We start from the raw sequence: 18891 nt of genomic DNA, 5'->3' as shown, positions 1-18891 counted from the left end.
CATGCCCACGTTAATCACTCCTGATTCCCCGCTCAGCCTTGAGCAGGACAGTGTCGATACATGGGTCAGTTTTGCGCGATCGCGGCCCTTGCAGGTGGGTCAGTTTTCAGTGATCGCCAACAGTCGTCATTCGCGGCAGCAATTAGGCTTTGCAAAAGTCGGGTTCTTATCCGCGGGTCAAGCTCGGGGGCCTCGCCACGAAGCGCTCGTTCGATCAACTTTGCCAATGCGGTGTAGCCCATGCTTGTAGCGTTTGACAAGCTTGAAGAGACGGCGTCGCTTCCGCAGCGTGGACAAGGCTCACCAGGCAACACCCTATCGGAATATTTTACAAAGGACGTGTTACATCTTGCGCATTGGTCTTGCAGAAGCTCTCCATGCACTTGGCAAAAGCGAATGACAGGAATCTGATGCATGACGCGCCAATGACCTGACCCAAAGATGTTGACGTCTTCTCGAACGCATGTAGGGCACTGCCGTAGAACAGGCAATTTCTCGAATCCATGATCATAGAGAGTACGGCAAAGCACCTTGGTTTTACCGTCACCAAGTGCTAGTGCTTCGCGCCACCGATCCGCAGTCTTAGCACTGACGACGCTTGTGATGAGTGGAAACATAGAGTGCCGATCCATCAACTCAGCCACATCCATGGCGCCTTGGAGGACGTGCTCGTTGAAAGAGCTCGCCCTAAAGCCCAATTCAGTGTGAATGTCTCCCTGTTGTCCGTAGGTGTCTCGGATAGATGACTTCATGCTCGCATGCCGCCCAGTGCGAAAACATGCCAAATGAATAGAGGAGATGGTGGCATCCGAAGGGAAGGACGGAATCATGAGCAGTGACAGTGGCTTTTGAGACTATGTTTTACGTTATTGCTCGACGACATCGGTCGCCCGGTCAAAATTTTGAAACTATGCAAGGCGCGCATTGACCGCTCTTTCGAGCAACAACCCAGGAGCGACGTTTTGAAACTTTGTTTTCCGCTTCCTCGAGTGTTGAAAGGGGTCGGTGAACTTGGGCGGCGGCTGTGGCGGTGGACAACAACACAGTTGCGGATTATCGACAGCTCGGCAAACCGGCCCGCCGGGTAGCGAGTTTCAGTACCTATCAGCGCGGCAGAGTGGACATCCATCAAGGCGCTGGCTCTGAGTCGCGATCAAGGAAACACTGGCTTCCGTCGCCTCCCGAATACGCAGCAAGGCAGCACAAACAGCCTTGCTGCGCAGGCCCGGGATGCGGCACAAACCTAGGAGTTTTTCTGATGTTCAAGAAGCAAGCTATGTTTTCCCGTTCCATGTCCACTTTGGTCTCGACGCTGATCGCGGCCCTGGGGCTGGCAGCTGCCAGCAGCGCCAGCGCAGCGGGCCCACAGTCCCAGCCGGAAGCCTATGTCGGCGCCAATATTGGCCTTTACAGCAAATACGACATCAGCTGCAGCGCCGGCCAGAAGTGCGACAAAACTGCCAATTTCGGCGGCAAGGTCTACGGCGGCATGATGTACGAACAATGGGGTGTTGAGGCCATGGCTTTCGGCACCGGCAGGGGCGAAGGCACACTCAAGCTCGGCGGCAAAGACGCACAAGGCAGCGTCAAGATGGGCGGACTGGGTGTCGTCGGCGTGTTGCCGCTCAATTTTGGCGACTTCACGCTCAAGGGGCGACTCGGCGCGGCCTACACCCACGGCACGGCCAACTACAAGAGCGGCGCCAGCGAGAGCAAGAACAGCATCGCCCCGCTGTTCGGTGCCGGCCTAAGCTATGCGTTCAGCAAGCAAGTTAGCTTGACTGCTGATCTCGACCACATCAGCGCCAAGTACAACAAGGCGGGCGACAAGGCGGCCGTCAATATGTTCTCGATCGGCGCCAGCTACAAGTTCTAAGCCCAGCGCCGAGCAGCACGACTCGTCCGGCGGCGGGGTCACCATGCAGGTGCTCCCGCCCCCTGTCGAGCGCTTGATCTGCCGCTTGGCCTGACCGTTATTCAATCCAGCATGACCCAGATGATCACCCTGCACTTCGGCCTGAGCGAGACCAGCTGCCTTGCTCAGTGGCGCGAGATCGTCAAACTGCAATTCCGTGCCTTCCTCAACCGCAAAGCCAGCTACCGCTGGCTGCATTGGCTCAACGCCGACCCTTTGGGCCACGCCTTGGTCAAGCTCAATCCGCGCTTGCTGGTGAAGATCTACCGCCCCTATCTGAGCAATCGGCTGAGCTGCCGCCAGCGCCTTGCCGTCTTGCAAGCGCACTACCGTTTCATCGCCCGGCAAGGCTGGGGTGGCTTGATGCTGCGCGCCTCGCAAGCACCGGTACTGTTGGGCCAGGTCGAGGGCAAGAGCGGCTTGCGCTACGGCATTGAGATCACGGCGATTGCCCCGCTCGAACGCGAGGGCGAATTGGTGCTGCGCCTTGTGCAGGGCAGCGATCTGATTTATTCGAGCGCCTTCACTTTCTTTGGCGAAGGCGCGCAGATGAACCTGGCCATCGGCTGCATGCAAGGGCCGCAGGGTAAGGCGGCCTTGGACTTGATACGCGCTGCGACCCGCGACTTGCATGGGCTGCGTCCGGTCAACCTGATGGTTCGCCTGCTGTCTGACTTAGGCCATGCGCATGGCTGCCGAAAGCTCTTGCTGGTCAGCAATGCCAACCTGGCCAACCACAGAGCCGCCTGCAAGGGCAAGATATTCGCCGACTACGACGCCTTGTGGCGCGAAATGGGCGCCCAGACGCGCGCGGACGGCGACTACCAACTCGACTGCGAGGGATTGACGCCGCCCGACTTGAGCCGAATTGCGTCAAAAAAACGCTCCGAGGCCCGCAAGCGCTTCGACACCTTGCGGGCCTTGGCCGACTCCTTGGCCGGTGCATTGGCTCATGTATTGCCTATCGGCGTGGGCTGCCTGGGCAGCACAGGGATAGGAGAGCCGAGCCCTACGCCGACACCGTTTCAGCCCTTCTTGGCCGCGAACTTGACCTTCGCCTCGGCCAGCGAGAAGCCGCCCATGGGCTTGCATTCCCCCTTGGGCACCAGTTTCCATTCGCCGGCATCGCCGTCGAGCTTGGATTGACCAGCACAGGAATGAGTGCCGGCCAAGTTGGCGCAGTCGTTCTGACCTGCCTTGGCAACGCCAAAGCATTTCTCTTTGCTGGCGTCTGCCGCCTGGGCCGCTTGCACCGCGCCCAGGGCCAGGGCACAAGCCAGCGCCGCACTCACTGTGTTTCGATAGCGACTCATTGCAACATCCTTGTCTTCAAGTTGAAGCCGGCCGGGGCTCACAAATCCTTAGGCGCCTTGGACTTGATCAGCGGCCACGCGCTGCCGGCCTTGGCGAGATTGCCGGGAATGTCTTCCACCCACTTTTTCTGCACGTCTTTGTTGACATTCAGATAGAGCTTGTCGTCAACGATTTTCCAAGCGCTCGGATCGCCATCGAGTTTTTTGTCCAGCGCCACGCCCATGGCGCAGAAGCCTCCAAACTGAGGTGCGTACTTGGTCGGATTGGCCTTGAAGGCGTCACGGTTGGCAGCGCTGCTGAAGTGGTAAACCGCGCCCTCATGCTTGGCCGTGAACTCGGCCTTGCCGGCGGTCGGGCTGCCGGCGGTGAAGTAGGCCACCACGTCATGCCCCTTGACTGCCACGTTATGGGCGTCGACGTTCAAGGCGCTGGTCGACTTTTCGTCGTAAGCATGGGCGAGATTGGGCATGACGGCCAAGGCGGCGAGCATCGAGATCATGGCGGCCAGCAAGGTGCGGCGGGCAAAAACAGCTTTCATAGCGAACTCCAAATGCGCTCATCAATCAACGAGCATGGCTAACAGTCGGTCGCGCAGATCGAGGGCCCTTGGGAGGGCGCCGTCACTGCACTTTCTTCATATCGCTCCGGTCAGGAGCGAGTGACTGAACTGTGCGCGAAAGGGCTTGTTTGGAGAATCACCGCCAGGTCCAAGAGAGCATTACAAATACCGGAACAATCAGCGAACGGGAGCGCGGATCAGCGCCTCTCAGCCCGGCGAAAAATCGGGCCAGGCCGCCATGGCGAGCTTGGCCTGCCGCTTCAGCGTGGCCATCGTGGCGCCGTCATGGGCTTGCACCGCCATGCCTTGGATCACCATGGCAAAGTAGCCCGCCAGACCAGCGGCGTCCGTACGTTTTGGCAATTCGCCCTCGCTGAGTGCACGCTCCAGGCGCAGCCGGATGCCTGCTTGCGCGGCCTGCCGCAGCATCACCATCTGCGCCAACAACTCGCCACTGGCCGGCCCGCCTTGCAAAGCGCCACCGGCAATCATGCAGCCCGGCGCATGGCCGGGGTCGGTGTATTGCTGGGCGAAATGAGCCAGCAGCGCGGCCAAGGTTTCTTTGGCCGCCGCCTTGGCATCCAGCAACTGCTGAACGCGCGCGCCGTAGCGCAGCACATACAAGTCCAGCGCCTCGCGGTACAACCCCTCTTTGGAGCCAAAGGCCGCATACAAGCTGGGCTGGGAGATGCTCATGGCCGCCGTCAGCTCGGTGGTCGAGGTGCCCTCGAAACCGCGACGCCAGAACAGATCGAGGGCGATCTCCAAGGCCAGCTGACGATCAAAGGCGCGGGGGCGGCCGGCGGAGCGCTTGATTTTTGGGGCTTCGGTGCTCATTCGATTATTGTACAGATCAATAAACAATTGATTGACAGGCCTCGCCTCATCGAAATAACATACAGACATGTACATAACTTCTCGAAGCAATCCCTCATGAACGCAAACACCCATCGCTTGCCCTTAAGTACCCAGGCGCAGCCCGCCAAGGCAGACCGCAGCTATCGCCTGCGGCCCCAGGGCGCAAGCCGCATATTGAGCAGCGGCTTTGAGGCACACACCGAAGTCGGCCCCGGCCAGGTGCTGCTGCGCATGGGCGCGGCGAGCCTCAACTACCGCGATCTGTTGACACTGCAAGAGCCCGCCAGTGAGGGCAAGTCGCTGGTGCCGCTATCGGACGGCGCGGGCATCGTCGAGGCCGTCGGCGCCGGCGTCAGTCAGTGGAAGGCGGGCGACCGGGTCAGCCCTAACTTCTTTCCCGAATGGACCGGGGGCCGCTTCTCGGCTACCTACCTGGGCCGCGCCCTGGGCGGCGGGCAGACCGACGGCATCTTGCGCGAGCGACTGGTGATCGAAGCCTCCGCCTTGGTGGCAGTGCCTGAGCACCTGAGCCTGGCCGAGGCGGCCACCCTGCCCTGCGCGGGCCTGACCGCCTGGCATGCCTTGTTCGAACGCGGCCGCATAAAGGCCGGCGACACCGTGCTGGTGCAAGGCACAGGTGGCGTGGCGCTGTTCGGGCTGCAACTGGCCAGCGCGGCGGGTGCGCGGGTGATCGTGACCTCCTCCAGCGACGAGAAGCTGGCCCGCGCCCGCGCGCTCGGCGCCTGGCACACCATCAACTACCGGCACACACCCGACTGGGACCGCGTCACGCTGGACTTGACCGATGGGCGCGGGGTCGACCATATTCTGGAACTGGGCGGCCCCGACACCTATGACCGTTCGATCAACGCGATTGCGCCCGGCGGTCAGATCGCCCAGATCGGTGTGTTGACCGGCTTCGCCTCGCAGCCCAATATCCTGCCACTGCAGTTCAAGAACGCCAGCATCAACGGCATCTGCGTGGGCTCGGTGGAGCAGTTCGAGCGTTTGAATCGCTTCATGGCGGAGAAGCAGTTGCATCCCGTGATCGATCAAGGCTTCGCCTTTGAGCAAGTGCCCGAGGCCTACGAGCGACTGCGCTCGGCCGCTCACTTCGGCAAACTGGTGATCGAGTTCTGAAGGCTGGCCGGGCGGCTATTCAGTGCTCGGCGCTAGCCACGCGGCTCGATGAGCACGGCGAGAAACTGCTTGTTGCGGAGAAACAGCTACTCGCTTGCGGCCAAGGGGCAAATCGCTCCGACAATCGCGGTCGGCGCAGCCGCGCCAAGACTGCGGCCAACCTTGGCCGCTGCCGACCTTATTCGATGAATCATTTGAACCCGCACCCCCACTCCAAGCCTTCTCGCGCTCAGATCCGGGCCGAAGTGTCCGCACTTTGGCAGCTGGCTTGGCCGATTTTGATTGGCCAGTTGGCCACGGTAGGCATGTCGGTCGCCGATGTGGCGATGGCCGGCAATGCCTCCGCGCAAGATCTGGCAGGCGTTTCGCTGGGGGCCTCGATCTGGAGCATGGTCATCATCACCTTGATGGGCGTGATGATGTCGGTCAGCCCCATCGTGTCCCATCATGTCGGGGCCGAGGAGTTTCGCCAGGTGCCGCATGTGGTGCGCCAGGCCTTGTGGAAGGCCTTGGGGCTGGGCCTGCTGGCGATCCTCGTGATCAACCTGTCCAGCCTTGTGTTTGACCTGCTGGAGTTGGACCCGCTGGTGCGCGAGTTGGCCAAAAGCTTCGTCCACGTCACCAGCCTGGCCCTGCCCGCCTTTGCCTGCTACCGGGTGCTCTACGGCTATAGCGCCAGCCTGAACCAGACCAAGCCGCTGATGATGATCGCGCTCGCCGCCTTAGGGCTGAATGTGCTGCTCAACTGGCTGCTTATTTACGGTCACTGGGGTTTGCCCAAGCTGGGCGGCCTGGGCTGCGCCTGGTCCACGATGCTGTGTGTGTGGTTCAACCTGGGCGGCCTGCTGTGGTGGATGCGTCGCAGCCCGGCCTACCGCAGCACCTGGCCGTTCTCGCATTGGGAGGCCCCGCACTGGCCCGAGATCCGCAGCCTGCTGAAGTTAGGCCTGCCCATCGGCGTGACCTATTTTGCCGAGAGCAGCGCCTTCAGCCTGATTGCCTTGCTGGTGGCCAAGTTCGGCACCACCCAAGTGGCCGCCCATCAAATTGCGCTCAACTTTGCCTCGCTGATGTTCATGCTGCCGCTGAGTCTGGGCATCGCACTGCTGACGCGCGTGGGCCAGTCTTTGGGTGCGGGGGATGCGTATCAGGCGCGCTTTCGCTCCTGGGTGGGCGTGGGCACGGCCCTGACCCTGGCCTGCGCTTCGGCGGCCTTCATGGCCTTGTGCAGCCAGCAGATTGCCGCGGCCTACACCGGCGACGCGGCCGTGGCCGCGCTGGCCGCGCATTTGCTGATCTTTGCAGCGATCTTTCAACTCTCGGACGCGACGCAAGTGGCCACCAGCTGCGCGATTCGCGGCTACAAGGTCACGCGCGCACCGATGGTGATTCACCTGACCGCGTTCTGGGGTTTTGCCCTGCCCTTGGGTTGCGTGCTGGGGCTGGCACCGGCTTGGCTGCCTTGGACGCCTAGGCAGGCGATGGGGGCAAGCGGCTTCTGGATTGCGCTGATCGTCGGCCTGACCATCGCGGCGGTGGCGCTGTCGGCGTTGCTGCGCCGGGTGGCGCGAGAAAACTTGCCGCAAGCCGGTGCTAGAGCTTCAACACCAGCTTGATTGGTACCACCTTGCTCTGACCTTGATCACGCGGTGCAGCCGGCATCGCACAGCAAATCAAGGCCTCGCCGGGTGCGGTCTTGAAGGCCGGGGCCGACAGATAAGTCACCTCGCCCTCCAGCACCTGAGTGCGGCAACTGCCGCAAGACCCACCCCGGCATGAGAACTCGGGGCTCAGGCCGCGCGCCTCAGCCAGCTCCAGCAAGCTGCCGCTGGCGGGCGTCCAGCGCGCTTCCTTGCTGGACTCAGCGAACTGCACCGCCACATCGCTGCTGGCCACCGGCGCCAGCTCCGGTACTGCGACTGCCACATCTTGGCGCCGCTGCATAGCCGCCGGGCCAAAAGCCTCGGCATGGATGCGCTCATCGCTAACGCGCAAATCACGCAACCCGTCATACAGGGCCTGCATAAAGGGCGGCGGGCCGCAGAGGAAGAAGTCGTGGTCGTCCTCATTTTCGTCAAGAGGCAGCTGCGCCTTGAGCAGCGCCATATCGATGCGGCCCAGCACATCGAAGTCGCGCCCCGCGACGGCGCCCTCCTCCGGCGCATCTGTCACCCGCAGCACCCGCACCGCCCCCTTGGCGCGCTGCACCAACTCGGCCAGCTCGGCATCGAAGCCGCGCTCGGCAATATGGCGGGTCGAATAGAAAAAGTAGGTCGGCCTAACTCTGCGCTTGCGCAGGCCCTCGAACACCACATGGCGCAGCATAGCTAGCATCGGCGTGACGCCAATGCCGCCGGCCAAAAGCACCAGCGGGCGGCGCTCCAGCGCGTCGACCGTGAAGTCACCTTGCGGCGCACGCGCCTCGATCAAATCGCCAAGCTTGAACTGATCGTGCAAAAACTCCGACACCCGTCCGCCCCGCTTGACGCTGAGACGATAAAAGCCATCGCTCGGCGCGGCCGACAAGGTGTAGGTGCGCATCAAGGGCGTGCCGTCCACATGGACGCGGATCGGCAAATGCTGGCCAGCCAGGAAGGGCAGCAAGGCATGGCCGTCGGCCGGCTCCAGATAGAAGCTGCGCACCGTGCTGCTTTCATCCACCACGCGGACGAGCTTGAACGGCCGCCAGTGTTGCTTCAGCGCCGCCGCCGCCAAGCTGGCCTCGGCCGCTTCCCAAGACCCCGTCATCAAGGAGTTGGGCGAAAACTGTTGCAGCGCCCAGCGCAGAGCCAGCGCGCCGCGCCGGCGCAGCACCTGCGTGACGCGGAAGGTCCAGATCCGCTCCGCCCCTTGAAAGGCGGCGATCTCCGGGCCATCGAATTGAATCTGGGCCTCGCCGACCAGTTGCAAAACATCGCCATTGCTGAAATCGACGAAGACCAAGCCGGCGCGCGGATTGAGCATGAGATTGCCGAAGGTATTGAAATGCATATTGCCGGCGAAGTCGGGAATGCGCAGCAAATCCTCAGTACCTGCAATCTTCACAAAGCCCGGCTTGCCGCCCCGGTGCGACACGTCCACCGTCGGCAAGGGATGGTCGGCCTCACCGCCGGGATGGGCGCTGGCGACAAAGAAAGTGTCGGCCGCCGCGATCAGCGCGCGAGCCTCGGCGTCGAGCGCAGTCAGTTGCTCCAGCGCTGCTTGATGCTCGCCGGCGGGTGGCCGCGCAAAAGAGAAATCGCGGTGTTGAATGTATTGTGGGCAGTTGCCAAAGGCATGCCCGACTTGCAGCGAGAAGCCGCCCGAATCGGCCGCCAGCACCTGCCCATTGAGGCGGTTACGGCGCCGGCTGTGCAACTCGATGCCGAGCAGGCCGACCGGCGCCCCGGCCAGCAAGGCGGCGCGCACCGGGTCGCCCCGGCCCGGCAGCGCACCCACATCGAGCCGCTTGGGCTCTGGCGAATGCATGAAGCCAGGCTCGCCCTCGATCAAGCTGGCCCAGGGCTGGCCCTGGGCATCCAGCGCGCCGATCACCATAAAGGGCAGCTGCTTGTAAAAGTCCCGGTGCTGATCGGGCATGTAGTCCCGGATGACCCGTCGGCCAAACGATTCCAGCTGTGCGGCATTACCCATGCGCTGGTGGATGCTGCGCTCGCCGCTATGCCAGGGCGAGCCCGCTGGGGCGATGAATTCGTTGGTCGACATGATGCTTATCTTCTACTGATCAGGCTGCCAGGCCTACTGCGGTCTTTTGCATACCGACGAAACCGGGCAAGGCCTCGATGCGGGCCAACCAGGCGCGCACATGAGGATAGTCGGCAAGCGAGACATTGCCTTCCGGTGCATGGGCGATATAGCTGTAGTTGGCGATGTCGGCGATGCTGGGCTTGGCGCCGAGCAGGAAGTCGCGGCCGGTCAATTCAGCATCCATCACCTTCAGCAGGCCATGGGCGCGATTGATCACTTCCGTCGCGTTGAAGCCGGCACCAAACACCGTCACCAAGCGAGCCGCTGCGGGGCCGAAGGCCACCAGGCCCGCCGCCACCGACAACCAGCGCTGCACGGCAGCCTCGCCGGCCGGGTCGGCGGGCAGCCAGTCGTTATTGCCGTATTTGCGAGCCAGGTAGACCAGGATGGCGTTGGAGTCTGCCACCACCGTGCCTTGATCTTCAATCACAGGCACCTGGCCAAAGGGGTTCAGGGCCAGAAAGCCGGGCTGCTTTTGCGCGCCTTTGCGCAGATCCACTTCGACCAATTCGGTCGGCACGTTGAGCAGGGACAGTGCCAGCCGCACGCGGTGTGCGTGGCCGGACAAAGGGAAGGTGTAGAGCTTGACGGGGTGATTGATTGCTGCGGACATGGGGTTCTCCAAAAGATGAGGTGTGAAACAAAGAAAGGGGCTCAATCGGGTTTCGATTTCTGCCTTCGCTGCCTTGCTGTGCAGCGAATGACTGAACTGTCCTCCTATCACGCCCCCAATAGAATCCCCGGCACAAGCAAGTCACTATTCCGAAATACAGAATAAACCATGAATGAACGCCGGCTTGCCTCATCTGTCACATGATTTAAGGCGCATGTGGCGGTCCGTGATGGCACTCCGCCTTTGCTCAGATAAACCGCTCGACTTAATCGTTAGCATTCGCTTAGGCACCCTTACAATCGCCGATCCAATCTGCTGACCGGACACGATTTCTCGAAATGCAAGAACCTACAAGCGAATACCTCGAGCTGTGCCGCGCAGCAATGCTCAAGGAACAAAGCCTCTCACTTGAGCAAACCAACAACTGGGCGCATGTCGATAGGCAGCAAGTGCATGCAGACTGGGCCAATTTGTACAAAGAATTGGCGCCCCTGATTGATTCCTCAGCAGCTAGGGCCCCGACGGTCCAGGCCCTGATCGCCCGGCACTATTCCATCGCCTCGCGCTTTTACATACCGTCCAGGGAGGCCTATATCGGCATGAGCCTGTTCTATGCCGAGAACGAGGGCATGCGCGATTTCCACAATGGCTTCCATCCCGAAATGGTTGAGTTCCTTGCGCACGGCATGTTTGAATATGCCCAAGCAAAGCTGTGAGTCCATGCTCTAGCCTGCAAACTCAGGCCTTCCTCCATTCTTGACTCAGCGAGCCGCAAGGCAGGCTGCCGTCTAGCTCACAGCTCTCACCTGGTTTTCCATGCATACAGCCCTGCTCATCATTGACGTTCAAAACGCGCTGTGTTTTGGCGAGTACGCAGCTTTCGACAGCCAAGGGCTGATAGCCCGCATCAATCAAGTCAGTGCCAAGGCGCGGGAAGCTGCGGCGCCGGTCATCTTGATTCAACATGAAACCAAGGGCGGCGGGCCGCTGGACCACGGCAGCGAGGGTTGGCGTTTGGCAAAAGGCCTCAATGTCGCCAGTACGGATGTCATCATCGCCAAGACGGCGACCGACTCCTTCCACAACACAGCCCTGCAGGCCGAGTTGCAAAGTCGCGGCATTCAGCACTTGATCATCTGCGGGCTGCAAAGCGAATTCTGCGTGGACACCACTACGCGTCGCGCGCTTGGACTTGGCTATGCCGTCAGCTTGATTTCCGATGGGCACTCGACCATAGACAACGGTATCCTGAGCGCCGCGCAGATCACGGCCCACCACACCGCAACGCTGGCCAATATCACCAGCTTCGGGCCAAGGGTCACGCCAGTCAGCGCAGCGGCACTGAGGATTGATTAAGGGCTTTTGGTCGGTCACACCCTAGGGGCACCAAGAATCGGTGGCGACTCAAAGCCCCAAATCACTCAGGCTCGCATGCTCATCGGGCCGGCGCCCCAGAGGCCAATGGAACAGGCGCTCGCTGGCCTGGATCGGCAGATCGTTGATGCTGGCGTGCCTCACGGCCATATAGCCCAGCTCATCAAATTCCCAGTTCTCGTTGCCGTAAGCGCGGAAGCAATTGCCGGCTTCGTCGCGATATTCGTAAGCGAAGCGCACGGCAATGCGGTGGCTGTCAAAAGCCCATAACTCTTTGATCAAACGGTAATCAGACTCGCGTGCCCACTTGCGCTCCAGCATTTGCCGGATTTCCTCACGGCCGCGCGGAAACTCGCTGCGGTTGCGCCAGCGGCTATCCGGCGTGTAAGCCATAGACACGCGCTGCGGGTCGCGGCTGTTCCAGGCGTCTTCGGCCAGCCGAACTTTCAGAATCGCGCTCTCGCGGGTGAATGGCGGCAGCGGCAAACGGGGTGCTTCTAGATTCATGAGGTTTCCTCTGCTCGACTCTTTGAGTGTTCGGCCGAATCACCATGACTCGGCCGAAGCTTGAGCCTGCTCTGAGCTTGATATCAGACTGTCGCCTTGGCCGTCACGACGGGGAAGTCAATGTCGGTGTGCGCAACATTGTTGACGTAATTGGTCAGCACATTGAGCGCCACATTCAGCACGATCTCGACCACGCTGGCTTCATCGAAATCGGCGGCGCGCAAGGCAGCCAGATCGGCGTCGGCCACCTGACCACGCGACTCAGACACGCGGCGCGCAAAAGCCAACGCTGCGGCGGTGCGGGCATCGTCGGACTTGCCATCGCGGGCGGCGGCCACTTCGGCGGCGCTGATCTTGGCGACGTTGGTGGCCAGGTAGCTATGGGCGGACAAGCAGTAGTCGCAAGCATTGAATTCGGCCACCGTCAGGGCGATGCGCTCGCGCAGTTGCACGCTCAGCTTGCCTTTGGCCAGCGCGCCGTTCAGCGCCAGATAGCCTTCCAGCGCGGCCGGGCTGTGGCCAACCAGTTTCATCAAATTGGGCACCACACCGAGTTGCTGCTGCACGGCGGCAAGCAATGGCTTGGAAGCGGCGAGGGATTGGTCAACGGAAGGGATGCTGATGCGTGACATGGTGATTTCCTTGAGAAGAGAAGTGAGCTCATTCGTCTGTCGGCGCACGTTTCGGAGTTTGTGCGTCTGCAGCGAATGACTGAACTGTCCTTGATTCACCTACTGATTAGAATCACCTGCGCCACCAATACACCGTTACGCCAGGAGAAACAATTGGACCGTCTGCACCTGATCAATGTCTTTGTGGCCGTGGTAGATGCCAGCGGTTTTGCCGGCGCTGCGCGCAAGCTGAACATCTCGCCGCCGGCCGTCACGCGGGCGATCAGCGAGCTGGAAGCGCACCTGGGCGTGCGCCTTTTCACCCGCACCACGCGGGTCGTGCGGGTGACCGATGCGGGCGCGCGTTATGTCGAGGATTGCCGGCGCGTCTTGGCCGATTTGGCCGAGGCGGATGAGTCGGTCAGCGGCATGCATGGCGCGCCGCGCGGCCGCCTGACGCTGACCGCGCCGGTGCTGTTTGGCGCTCTGTTTGTTACCCCCATCGTGACCGAATACCTGCAGCGCTACCCGGAGGTCAACGCATCCTGCTGGTTCTTGGACCGGGTGGTAAACATGATGGACGAAGGCGTGGACGTGGCGGTGCGTCTGGGCGAGCTGCCCGACTCCAGCATGCAGGCTGTGCGTGTGGGGCGGGTGCGGCGGGTGATCTGTGGCTCGCCCGACTATCTGGCCGCTCACGGCACACCACAGACGCCCGAGGAGCTAACGCAGCACAGCATCGTGTCCGCCAACGCCGTCTCGCCGACGCCGGAATGGCGGCTGTTCGACAAGGGCGAGCCCAAGCTGATCAAGCTGCAGCCACGCATGCTGACCACCACCAATGACTCGGCCGTGGCAGCCGTGGCCTCGGGCTTTGGGCTCTCGCGGCTGATGTCTTATCAAGTAGCCGAGCATGTGCGTGCGGGCCGGCTCAAGATCGTGCTCGGCGAGTTCGAGCCGCCGGATCTGCCCATCCACTTGGTGCACCGCGAAGGCCGCCATGCCTCCAAGAAGGCGCGGGCATTTCTGGATCTGGCGATCGAGCGCCTGCGCGCCAACCCTGCGATCAACTGAGGCCTGCGGCTGTCACGGAGCCCGCCGCCTTGGCCTTTGCCATTCCCTTCAGCTCGGCAACTTCGGCCCGCAAGCGCGCCAACTCCGCCCGCAGTGGTGCAATGCCTTCGTCGATCTCGGCCTCGGAGAATTTGGGGCTGATGTGCTGCGGGCAGTTCCAATCAAAGGCCTCGACGCTGATGATGGCCGCGCGCTCGATCCGGGCCCGGTAGCCGGGCAGTTCCAGCCGCGCCAGCGTTGCCGAAAATTCAGGGTCCGCCGGATCACTGAGCAAGCGCACCCTGCCCAGAATCTTCAAACGGCGTTGATTGGCGTAGTCCATCAAGAAGATCGAGACCCGCTCATTGCCCTGCAAATTGCCGACGCTGATGTACTGACGGTTGCCGCGGAAGTCGGCATAGCCCAAGGTCTGGCCATCCAAGACCTTCAAAAAGCCGGCCGGCCCGCCCCGAAACTGCACATAGGGCCAGCCGGTCTCGCTCACGGTGGCTTGGTAAAAGCCATCGCGCTCGCGGATGAAGGCGGCCTCTTGCCCGCCCAAACTCAAAGGGCTCTTGGGCGCATGGTCGAGCCCTGCATAAGCCGCACGGCTGCCCATACGCGACTGCATGGCACGGACCGAGGCGGTGAAGGCAATGTCTGCATAGGCGCGGCTCATGGCGGGCTCCAGTGTTTTATTGAGTTAGCTTGAGCTGTTTTGCTGCTGTCTAGGCGGCTTTCAGCAAGGGCGCCAAATCCCCTCGACGCTCCAGCTCAAGCAGATCGTCATAGCCGCCCACATGCTGGCTACCGATGAAGATTTGCGGCACGGTGCGCCGCCCGGTGCGTTCCACCATTTGGTCGCGCAGCTCGGCGCTTTGGCCAATATTGAGCTTGGCCACATCGGTCACACCGTGGCGAGCCAGCAAGCGCTCGGCTTGGGTGCAGTAGGGGCAGGTCGAGGTGTGAAAAAGAGTGACGGCGTTCGACATGAGGATTTCCTTTTGGCTTGGCGAGGAGCGAACTATGCGGGAGCCCGCCCGCAGACGGAATCTCCTCAGCCGTCAATTCACCTATGCGAGAACTGGAACAATCACCTGCACCCCAACGCCGTAACCGGCGGTCCGCAAGCGCGCGGTTCGGCCACACAGCCGGCGCACAGAGGCCGGCGCGCTATGCTGGGCCGCTTATGAACCCAAGAACTCGCCGCGTCGTGCAAGCCGTGCTCTACGAAGTTTTCGCCGCGGCTGCCGTCGGCCCTGCCCTGGCGCTGATGTTTGAGCAAGCCTTGAGTTCCACGCTCGGCCTTGCGGTTCTGATGTCCACGGTGGCTCTGGCTTGGAACTATCTGTTCAACGGCTGGTTCGAGCGCTGGGAAGCCCGGCAACCCATCAAGGGCCGCTCCTTCAAACGCAGGCTCGCGCATGGTCTTGGGTTCGAAGGCGGCCTCGTCGTGTGGCTGGTCCCCATCATGGCCTGGTGGCTGAATACCTCGCTGCTCCATGCCCTGGTGGCGGACCTGGGCGTGTTGGTATTTTTCTTCGTCTATGCCCTGGCCTTTACCTGGGCTTTTGACCGTGTCTTTGGCTTGCCCCAGTCGGCCGCGCCGCACGCTGAGATTTAAGTCAATTACAAGATGTCTCCATAGGCGGCACAGTGCCAGGAGCTGAACTAGTGGATGCAGCGGGAGGCACTGGCGACGCAGCCGACCTTGGCGCTGCACGCCTCGCTCGCGGCTTAGCTCATTTCTCTTGTGCCACCTGCTGCACCTTGAAGCTCACACCCAGGCTGGCACCCGGGCCGGGGCCGATTTCCAGCTCACCGCCGAGCTGACGGGCCAGATCGCTGGCGAGTTGCAGACCCAAGGATGTTTTTCGCCTAACTTCAAAATCAGCTGGCAGACCGAGCCCGGTGTCGCTGACTTGCAAACGCCAGTAGTCGGTATCGGCCAGCGGCTGCAAGGAGACGAGCACTTCGCCCTGACTGCCGGGTGGAAAGCCATGCTTCAAACAATTGGAGATCAGCTCGTTCACCAACAGGCCGCAAGGCATGGCTTGGTCCATATTCATTCGCAGCGGACTCAAATCCAGCACCAAGCGCAGCATGCCGCCATCCGGAGCCTGTGCCCGGAAGGCCTCGCCGGTCAGTTGGCGTAAATATTTGGCCAGATCGACCGCCGCAAAAATACCGCTGCGGTAGAGCGACTCATGCAGCAAGGACATCGAGCGGATGCGCGCCTGCATTTCCTCCAACACGGTCTTGACCCCCGGCTCGGCACTGCGCCTGGCCTCCAACCTCAGCAAGCTGGTGATCACCTGCAAGTTGTTCTTGACCCGGTGGTGAACCTCATTGAGAAGGGCAACTTTTTCATTCAAGGAGGTTTGCAACACTTGCTGCGCCAGCTTTTGCGCCGTGACGTCTTGATCAACCCCCCACACATGCAAGACCTGACCCTGGGCGTCAGCGACCGAGACCACTTTGGAGGAGATGTGTCGCAGCTCGCCCCCATCCAGGCTATGGATGCGGTACTCGATGCTGAACTGCTGGGCCGAAGACCGGGCACTTTGAATGGCGAGCGCCAGACGCTCATGGTCGTCCGGGTGGACGGACTCTTTCCAAGCGCCGGAAGCGGGCACACCATCGGCCCGCTTGCGGCCATAAATATTGAACATCTGATCGGACCACACCGGCTCGCCCCTGGCCACCGGCCAAACCCAGCTGCCGATGCCGGCCAGCTCTTCGGCCATACGCAGCCGGCTCTCGTTGAGCTGCAGAGCCAGGGCGGTTTTTTGCCGCTGGGTGATGTCACGGAACACCCACAAGCGCCCGCGCGGCTCGCCATTGATCATCAAGGGCACGAAATCGCGCAAGAGCGTACGTTGATGGGTGCAGGCAACTTCTTCATCGTGCACCGCGATGCCCTGACTCAGCAATTCAGCCACTCGGGCCAGGCCCGCTGCGGGGTTGGCCAAGCTGAGGTTGGCGGTCTTCATCATCAGCTCGTTGTCCATACCGATCAATTCGGCCGCTAGACGGTTCAAGCCGAACATATCGCAAAAGGTCTGGTTGGCGTAATCGACCGTGCCGTCGTTATTGACCAGCAAGATGCCGTAATAGACATTGGCCAAAACCTGCTGATACCGGTCGACCGTGGCGCTCAACAGAGCGGCAGCGCTGCGGGCAGCGGTCACGTCGCGGGCCACGCCGTGGTAGCCGAGGAATTTGCCCTCGGCATCGAAGCGGGGCAGACCTGAGCTGAGGTAGACCGCGAGTTGCCCGTTGGCCTCGATCCGGCTCATCTGAAACTCATCGAAGCGCTCATGGCGCTCCAGCAGCGCCCGATGCTCATGCCAAACCTGCTCCTCCATATCCACCCAAGGCAGGTCCCAGCGAGTTTTCCCTAGGCGGGACTGGCGCGAGCTGTTAAGCGCGGCGCCATTCAGGCCGGTCATGGTGGTGAAGCGGAAATTCTCGTCTTGCTCCCAGTACCAATCGGAAGACAACTCGATCAAAGCCCGAAAACGCGCCTCGCTTTGCTGCAGATCGGCGAAGGCGCGCTCGCGGACCTGGGTTTCGCGCTTGAAGGCATCCAGCATCAGGTTGAATTGCGCGGCCACCTGGCGCACATCGGCGCTGCCGGACAGGTCAGCGCGGGCCTCCTGATCGCCGTCCGCGACGCGCCGAGCGGTGTCGGCCAAATGGTCTATCGGCCCGGCCACTCGCAGCCCCAAGCGCCAAGCCAGCAGCAGGGCCAACACCAGCACCGCCAGCCCCGCAACAATGGTCCGCTGCAAGGCAGCATGAAATTCAATCAAGACCTCGGCCTCGGGCAGGCCCGCCACCACCCGCCAGTTGCTGCCCGGCAGAGTTTGATAGGCCATGCGGCGCACAACGCCGTCCATGCCCTGAACGGATACAAATCCGTCACGCTGACGCCTTGCGGCTTCGGTGCCTGCGCCGGGTGCCGCTTGACCAATGTATTTGTCGGCACCGACGGATCGCATGGCAATGCCTTCACGCTGATCTACCACCGTGGTCAAGGCGGTCGAGGGCAGTCCGACCAACAAATTGGCGCTGAGCTTTTGCAGGTCAACCACCATGCGAAGCAGGCCTATTTTCTCGCCCTGCTGGTTGCGGACCGGATATGACAGCAGCGAAACCCAGTGCCCGCTGACCAAGCCGGGCTCGACGCCACCCACGGTGAAGCCCTCATATTGCAAAGCCTGGACAAAATCGACCGAGTGACTCATCTCGGTGGCGGGAGCCAAAGTGGGCAAGGTCGAGCAAATCGGTCGGGCCTGCAAGTCGCGCAGCACCAGGCTGCTCAGGCGCGGATCCAAGACCACCAGATCGCGCATCAACAATTCGCAACCGGCGGGATCCATGGACCGAATACCCGGCATCTCGGCCAGGCGGGCCAGAAAAGCTTCTTGCTGCGCGAAGTAGCGACTCAGATTGGCCGCCTGGCCATGGGCCATTTCTTTAACCCGCTCATCCGCTTCGTTACGTACATGGGCCAACTCCGACGCCATCTGCCAAGTCAGCATCGCGGCCAAGGGCAAGCAAACCAGCAAGACCAGCGCATAGATTTGCTGGCGAATACCGAGGCGGGCCAGCCAGGCGCTCATTCGGGCTGGCGCTCGCCGAGGCTTTTGTCTATGACCAAGACCTGGAGGGCTTCTGTGCTGAGAGACATGGGCTGAAGAATGGAATCGATTCAGCCGGATCTTAGCGACGAAAACAGGCCTACTTGCGCTCGGCCAACAGGCTTTGGCAGCGCTCTTCGTGCTGGCTGATTTCGGCCAAGGTGATCTCGATGTCATCGAGTTGCTGTTCCAGCGCCTGGCGATGCTGCTGCAAGACCTGCAAAAACGCTTTCAGTTGCGGCGCGGCGCCGGTGGAGGCGTCATACATATCGACCAGTTGTTTGATCTCCTGCAGCGTCAGCCCCAGGCGCTTGCCGCGCAAGGTCAGCTTCAAGCGGGTGCGGTCGCGGTGCGTGTAGACCCGGTTGCGCCCGGCCCGCGACGGCTCCAGCAGGCCCATGTCCTCGTAGAAGCGAATCGCGCGCGGCGTGATGTCGAATTCGGCCGCCAATTCGGTGATGGTGAACAAGCGACCATTGCTGTCGGAGGTCGGGGCGACGCTGGCTTGGGTACTCATAGCTAAACTGGGAGCTTCAGTGACGTTAACGTAAACG

19 protein-coding genes and 1 pseudogene are annotated in these 18891 nt (G+C 61.7%); 8 read left to right on the top strand and 12 right to left on the bottom strand.

Annotated features, from left to right (window positions below):
* Positions 1 to 65: 65 nt before the first annotated feature.
* The gene (locus PRZ03_RS24135; RefSeq protein ID WP_409993984.1) at positions 66 to 617 is read right to left on the bottom strand and encodes a TniQ family protein; all 552 of its coding nucleotides are present in this window, start codon (positions 615 to 617) and stop codon (positions 66 to 68) included.
* Between the two features lie 641 nt (positions 618 to 1258).
* On the opposite strand from PRZ03_RS24135, the gene PRZ03_RS21445 reads away from it, so the two are divergent.
* Together PRZ03_RS21445 and PRZ03_RS21440 are read left to right on the top strand one after the other, a co-directional pair.
* Entirely contained in the window at positions 1259 to 1876 is a 618-nt protein-coding gene (locus PRZ03_RS21445) for an outer membrane beta-barrel protein (RefSeq protein WP_273602183.1), read from the top strand.
* Between the two features lie 111 nt (positions 1877 to 1987).
* Positions 1988 to 2836 (top strand): annotated as a pseudogene (locus tag PRZ03_RS21440) (DUF535 family protein); the annotation flags it as partial.
* A gap of 104 nt (positions 2837 to 2940) precedes the next feature.
* On the opposite strand, the gene PRZ03_RS21435 reads toward PRZ03_RS21440, so the two are convergent.
* From PRZ03_RS21435 to PRZ03_RS21425, 3 genes are all read right to left on the bottom strand, one after another.
* Positions 2941 to 3228, bottom strand: coding sequence for a BufA1 family periplasmic bufferin-type metallophore (locus tag PRZ03_RS21435; protein WP_273602182.1), 288 nt, complete (start codon positions 3226 to 3228; stop codon positions 2941 to 2943).
* Between the two features lie 38 nt (positions 3229 to 3266).
* Complete coding sequence (locus PRZ03_RS21430; RefSeq protein ID WP_273602181.1) at positions 3267 to 3767, bottom strand: YHS domain-containing (seleno)protein; 501 nt, start codon at positions 3765 to 3767, stop codon at positions 3267 to 3269.
* Positions 3768 to 3995: 228 nt separating this feature from the next.
* Entirely contained in the window at positions 3996 to 4625 is a 630-nt protein-coding gene (locus PRZ03_RS21425) for a TetR/AcrR family transcriptional regulator (RefSeq protein ID WP_273602180.1), read from the bottom strand.
* A 96-nt stretch (positions 4626 to 4721) separates the two neighbouring features.
* On the opposite strand from PRZ03_RS21425, the gene PRZ03_RS21420 reads away from it, so the two are divergent.
* Positions 4722 to 5786, top strand: a complete 1065-nt coding sequence (locus PRZ03_RS21420) for a zinc-dependent alcohol dehydrogenase family protein (protein WP_273602179.1) — start codon at positions 4722 to 4724, stop codon at positions 5784 to 5786.
* Between the two features lie 185 nt (positions 5787 to 5971).
* Positions 5972 to 7402, top strand: a complete 1431-nt coding sequence (locus PRZ03_RS21415) for an MATE family efflux transporter (protein WP_273602178.1) — start codon at positions 5972 to 5974, stop codon at positions 7400 to 7402.
* Here the strand turns inward: PRZ03_RS21415 and PRZ03_RS21410 are convergent.
* The gene (locus PRZ03_RS21410; protein WP_273602177.1) at positions 7380 to 9491 is read right to left on the bottom strand and encodes an FAD-binding oxidoreductase; all 2112 of its coding nucleotides are present in this window, start codon (positions 9489 to 9491) and stop codon (positions 7380 to 7382) included. The genes PRZ03_RS21415 and PRZ03_RS21410 overlap by 23 nt on opposite strands.
* A 19-nt stretch (positions 9492 to 9510) precedes the next feature.
* On the bottom strand, positions 9511 to 10146 hold the full coding sequence (locus tag PRZ03_RS21405; protein ID WP_273602176.1) for a glutathione S-transferase family protein: 636 nt from the start codon (positions 10144 to 10146) through the stop codon (positions 9511 to 9513).
* A 338-nt stretch (positions 10147 to 10484) separates the two neighbouring features.
* Between PRZ03_RS21405 and PRZ03_RS21400 the strand changes: the two genes are divergently transcribed.
* Together PRZ03_RS21400 and PRZ03_RS21395 are read left to right on the top strand one after the other, a co-directional pair.
* Positions 10485 to 10862: a TipAS antibiotic-recognition domain-containing protein gene (locus tag PRZ03_RS21400; protein ID WP_273602175.1), complete on the top strand. Its 378-nt coding sequence runs from the start codon at positions 10485 to 10487 to the stop codon at positions 10860 to 10862.
* 100 nt (positions 10863 to 10962) lie between these two features.
* Positions 10963 to 11502, top strand: a complete 540-nt coding sequence (locus PRZ03_RS21395; protein WP_273602174.1) for a cysteine hydrolase family protein — start codon at positions 10963 to 10965, stop codon at positions 11500 to 11502.
* 48 nt (positions 11503 to 11550) lie between these two features.
* On the opposite strand, the gene PRZ03_RS21390 is transcribed toward PRZ03_RS21395, so the two are convergent.
* Complete coding sequence (locus PRZ03_RS21390; protein WP_273602173.1) at positions 11551 to 12027, bottom strand: nuclear transport factor 2 family protein; 477 nt, start codon at positions 12025 to 12027, stop codon at positions 11551 to 11553.
* A gap of 83 nt (positions 12028 to 12110) precedes the next feature.
* On the bottom strand, positions 12111 to 12659 hold the full coding sequence (locus tag PRZ03_RS21385; RefSeq protein WP_273602172.1) for a carboxymuconolactone decarboxylase family protein: 549 nt from the start codon (positions 12657 to 12659) through the stop codon (positions 12111 to 12113).
* A 153-nt stretch (positions 12660 to 12812) separates the two neighbouring features.
* On the opposite strand from PRZ03_RS21385, the gene PRZ03_RS21380 reads away from it, so the two are divergent.
* Positions 12813 to 13712: a LysR family transcriptional regulator gene (locus PRZ03_RS21380; protein ID WP_273602171.1), complete on the top strand. Its 900-nt coding sequence runs from the start codon at positions 12813 to 12815 to the stop codon at positions 13710 to 13712.
* On the opposite strand, the gene PRZ03_RS21375 is transcribed toward PRZ03_RS21380, so the two are convergent.
* Positions 13705 to 14370 (bottom strand): pyridoxamine 5'-phosphate oxidase family protein, encoded by a 666-nt coding sequence (locus PRZ03_RS21375; RefSeq protein ID WP_273602170.1) that lies wholly within the window; start codon positions 14368 to 14370, stop codon positions 13705 to 13707. The two genes, PRZ03_RS21380 and PRZ03_RS21375, sit on opposite strands and share 8 nt — an antisense overlap.
* A gap of 49 nt (positions 14371 to 14419) precedes the next feature.
* The gene (gene grxC / locus PRZ03_RS21370; protein WP_273602169.1) at positions 14420 to 14683 is read right to left on the bottom strand and encodes a glutaredoxin 3; all 264 of its coding nucleotides are present in this window, start codon (positions 14681 to 14683) and stop codon (positions 14420 to 14422) included.
* Between the two features lie 197 nt (positions 14684 to 14880).
* Here grxC and PRZ03_RS21365 point away from each other — a divergent pair, with 197 nt between their 5' ends.
* Entirely contained in the window at positions 14881 to 15315 is a 435-nt protein-coding gene (locus PRZ03_RS21365) for a PACE efflux transporter (protein WP_276595332.1), read from the top strand.
* A 118-nt stretch (positions 15316 to 15433) separates the two neighbouring features.
* Here PRZ03_RS21365 and PRZ03_RS21360 read toward each other — a convergent pair whose 3' ends face one another.
* Together PRZ03_RS21360 and PRZ03_RS21355 are read right to left on the bottom strand one after the other, a co-directional pair.
* The gene (locus PRZ03_RS21360; protein ID WP_273602167.1) at positions 15434 to 18319 is read right to left on the bottom strand and encodes a histidine kinase dimerization/phosphoacceptor domain -containing protein; all 2886 of its coding nucleotides are present in this window, start codon (positions 18317 to 18319) and stop codon (positions 15434 to 15436) included.
* Positions 18320 to 18437: 118 nt separating this feature from the next.
* Positions 18438 to 18854 carry a MerR family transcriptional regulator gene (locus PRZ03_RS21355; protein ID WP_263534445.1) on the bottom strand — a complete coding sequence of 139 codons (417 nt, stop codon included), beginning with the start codon at positions 18852 to 18854 and terminating at the stop codon, positions 18438 to 18440.
* Between the last annotated feature and the right edge of the window lie 37 nt (positions 18855 to 18891).

The sequence above is a fragment of the Roseateles albus genome, assembly GCF_028595345.1.
Classification (GTDB): Bacteria; Pseudomonadota; Gammaproteobacteria; order Burkholderiales; family Burkholderiaceae_C; genus Paucibacter_A; species Paucibacter_A albus.
The sequence above is the reverse complement of the archived record's forward strand: the minus strand, read 5'-3'. Positions and strand labels throughout refer to the sequence as shown.

Bases quoted from the DNA above. Each gene is read 5' to 3' on its own strand.
- PRZ03_RS24135 (WP_409993984.1), bottom strand. From the start codon at position 617: ATGTTTCCACTCATCACAAGCGTCGTCAGTGCTAAGACTGCGGATCGG.
- PRZ03_RS21445 (WP_273602183.1), top strand. From the start codon at position 1,259: ATGTTCAAGAAGCAAGCTATGTTTTCCCGTTCCATGTCCACTTTGGTC.
- PRZ03_RS21435 (WP_273602182.1), bottom strand. From the start codon at position 3,228: ATGAGTCGCTATCGAAACACAGTGAGTGCGGCGCTGGCTTGTGCCCTG.
- PRZ03_RS21430 (WP_273602181.1), bottom strand. From the start codon at position 3,767: ATGAAAGCTGTTTTTGCCCGCCGCACCTTGCTGGCCGCCATGATCTCG.
- PRZ03_RS21425 (WP_273602180.1), bottom strand. From the start codon at position 4,625: ATGAGCACCGAAGCCCCAAAAATCAAGCGCTCCGCCGGCCGCCCCCGC.
- PRZ03_RS21420 (WP_273602179.1), top strand. From the start codon at position 4,722: ATGAACGCAAACACCCATCGCTTGCCCTTAAGTACCCAGGCGCAGCCC.
- PRZ03_RS21415 (WP_273602178.1), top strand. From the start codon at position 5,972: ATGAATCATTTGAACCCGCACCCCCACTCCAAGCCTTCTCGCGCTCAG.
- PRZ03_RS21410 (WP_273602177.1), bottom strand. From the start codon at position 9,491: ATGTCGACCAACGAATTCATCGCCCCAGCGGGCTCGCCCTGGCATAGC.
- PRZ03_RS21405 (WP_273602176.1), bottom strand. From the start codon at position 10,146: ATGTCCGCAGCAATCAATCACCCCGTCAAGCTCTACACCTTCCCTTTG.
- PRZ03_RS21400 (WP_273602175.1), top strand. From the start codon at position 10,485: ATGCAAGAACCTACAAGCGAATACCTCGAGCTGTGCCGCGCAGCAATG.
- PRZ03_RS21395 (WP_273602174.1), top strand. From the start codon at position 10,963: ATGCATACAGCCCTGCTCATCATTGACGTTCAAAACGCGCTGTGTTTT.
- PRZ03_RS21390 (WP_273602173.1), bottom strand. From the start codon at position 12,027: ATGAATCTAGAAGCACCCCGTTTGCCGCTGCCGCCATTCACCCGCGAG.
- PRZ03_RS21385 (WP_273602172.1), bottom strand. From the start codon at position 12,659: ATGTCACGCATCAGCATCCCTTCCGTTGACCAATCCCTCGCCGCTTCC.
- PRZ03_RS21375 (WP_273602170.1), bottom strand. From the start codon at position 14,370: ATGAGCCGCGCCTATGCAGACATTGCCTTCACCGCCTCGGTCCGTGCC.
- grxC (WP_273602169.1), bottom strand. From the start codon at position 14,683: ATGTCGAACGCCGTCACTCTTTTTCACACCTCGACCTGCCCCTACTGC.
- PRZ03_RS21365 (WP_276595332.1), top strand. From the start codon at position 14,881: ATGAACCCAAGAACTCGCCGCGTCGTGCAAGCCGTGCTCTACGAAGTT.
- PRZ03_RS21360 (WP_273602167.1), bottom strand. From the start codon at position 18,319: ATGAGCGCCTGGCTGGCCCGCCTCGGTATTCGCCAGCAAATCTATGCG.
- PRZ03_RS21355 (WP_263534445.1), bottom strand. From the start codon at position 18,854: ATGAGTACCCAAGCCAGCGTCGCCCCGACCTCCGACAGCAATGGTCGC.